The following is a 2099-nucleotide window of genomic DNA, read 5'->3' as shown; positions in this document are numbered from 1 at the left end:
GGGCGACGTCGCCCAGGGCGCGGGAGGCGGAGGCACCGACGCCGGGCCGGTCGGAGCCGCACCCGTCGCGCTCGCGTCGGGTGCGGCATCCGGAGCCTGTCCCGCGCGCAGGCGCGCCGCCATCAACCGCGCCCGCAGCACCTTCACGGTGGCCGCGTTCGCGCCCTGCTCGGCAACACGATCGATCTGCACGGCCGCCTCGTCGAGGTGGTCCTGCAGCAGCAGCTCGATGAGGTCGACGCGCAGACCGAGGTTTCCGGGGTCGGCCTCGACGGCCGCCCGGATGATCTCGACGAAGTCCTCGGAGCCCGTCATGACCCGATCAGGCTCCGCGCAGCCGTTCGGCGAGGTAGCCGTGGAGCGCGTCGAGGCCGATGCGCTCCTGGCCCATCGTGTCGCGGTCGCGCACGGTCACGGCGTTGTCGTCGAGCGAGTCGAAGTCCACCGTGACGCAGTACGGGGTGCCGATCTCATCCTGGCGGCGGTAGCGACGGCCGATGGCTCCGGCATCGTCGAAGTCGATGTTCCATCCGGCCGCGCGCAGCGTGTCGGCGACCTCACGGGCCAGCGGCGACAGGCGCTCGTTGCGCGAGAGCGGAAGAACGGCGACCTTGACGGGCGCGAGCCGCGGGTCGAGCTTGAGCACCGTGCGGGTGTCGGTGCCGCCCTTGGCGTTCGGAACCTCTTCTTCGCGGTAGGCGTCGACGAGGAACGCCATCATCGCGCGGGTCAGACCGAACGACGGCTCGATGACGTACGGGGTGTACTTCTCGCCCGACGCCTGGTCGAAGAACGTGAGCGACTGGCCCGACGCCTCGGAGTGGCTCTTGAGGTCGTAGTCGGTGCGGTTGGCGACGCCCATGAGCTCGCCCCACTCCTTGCCCGGGAAGCCGAAGCGGTACTCGACGTCGATCGTGCCGGCGGAGTAGTGGGCCCGGTCGTCTTCGGGCACGTCGAAGCGCTTCATGTTCTCGGGGTCGATCCCGAGGTCGATGAACCAGTTCCAGCAGGCCTCGACCCAGTGCTCGAACCACTCGTTCGCCTCGGCGGGCGGCGTGAAGTACTCGATCTCCATCTGCTCGAACTCGCGCGTGCGGAAGATGAAGTTTCCGGGCGTGATCTCGTTGCGGAAGGCCTTGCCGACCTGGCCGACGCCGAACGGGGGCTTGCGACGGGATGCCGTGAGCACGTTCGAGAAGTTCACGAAGATGCCCTGCGCGGTCTCGGGGCGCAGGAAGTACAGGCCCGACTCGTCGTCGACGACGCCGAGGTAGGTCTTCACGAGGCCCGAGAACGAGCGCGGCTCGGTCCAGTTGCCGCGCTGGCCGGTGTCGGGATCGGGGACCTCGTCCCAGCTCTCGGGCTCGCGACCGCGCTTGGCGACGAAGGCCTCCCAGAGGTGATCGGCACGGTAGCGCTTGTGCGTGATGGTCGACTCGACGACCTTGTCGGCGAATGTCGCGACGTGACCGGAGGCCTCCCACACGCGCTTGGGGAGGATGATGCTCGAGTCGAGGCCCACCATGTCGCCGCGGCCGCGGACGAAGGTCTGCCACCACTGGCGACGGATGTTCTCCTTGAGCTCGGTGCCGAGAGGACCGTAGTCCCACGCGGAGCGGGAGCCGCCGTAGATCTCACCGGCCTGGAAGACGAACCCGCGATGGCGGGCGAGGGCGATGACCTTGTCGAGGCGGGACTGTTCGGCCACGGTGGCTCCAATGGTCGCAAAGGTGTGGGGATCGAGCGCGAGGGCGCGGCATCCAGTTTATCGAAGCGATCCCGCCGCGCCCGGCCCGCCGTCACGGCCGTCGTCGCGCTCACGGATCCAGTTCTGCAGATACGGCATCGCGACGTTCGTCGCGTGGGCGGCCAGGGTGGCGCGGGCGGCGTCCGCGAGGGAGCCGGGGGCCGGCGCCGCGGGGGCGGCGACGTGCGCGATCGGATACGGGAAGCGATTGCGGAACATGTCCATCCACAGCAGCACGAGGTCGTCCTCGTGCGCGAGCGTCGCGTGACTGAACGAGCCGCGCTCGTGCCGCTCGATCTCCCACCCCTGCCGCGTGGGCCGCGCGGCGTAGTCGGGGTCCCCGCCCCAGGAC

The 2099-nt window shown here is 69.7% G+C and carries 2 protein-coding genes and 1 pseudogene; all 3 read right to left on the bottom strand.

Features of this window, described 5'->3' with window-relative positions:
* Positions 1-315: pseudogene (locus tag NS220_RS13490) on the bottom strand (ATP-binding protein); the annotation flags it as partial.
* Between the two features lie 7 nt (positions 316-322).
* Positions 323-1708: a glycine--tRNA ligase gene (locus NS220_RS13485; RefSeq protein ID WP_058624559.1), complete on the bottom strand. Its 1386-nt coding sequence runs from the start codon at positions 1706-1708 to the stop codon at positions 323-325.
* Positions 1709-1765: 57 nt separating this feature from the next.
* The coding region (locus tag NS220_RS20205; RefSeq protein WP_193755372.1) for a hypothetical protein at positions 1766-2099 on the bottom strand (334 nt) is incomplete at its 5' end.

The sequence above is a fragment of the Microbacterium testaceum genome (genome assembly GCF_001476655.1).
Classification (GTDB): Bacteria; Actinomycetota; Actinomycetes; order Actinomycetales; family Microbacteriaceae; genus Microbacterium; species Microbacterium testaceum_C.
The sequence above is the reverse complement of the archived record's forward strand: the minus strand, read 5'-3'. Positions and strand labels throughout refer to the sequence as shown.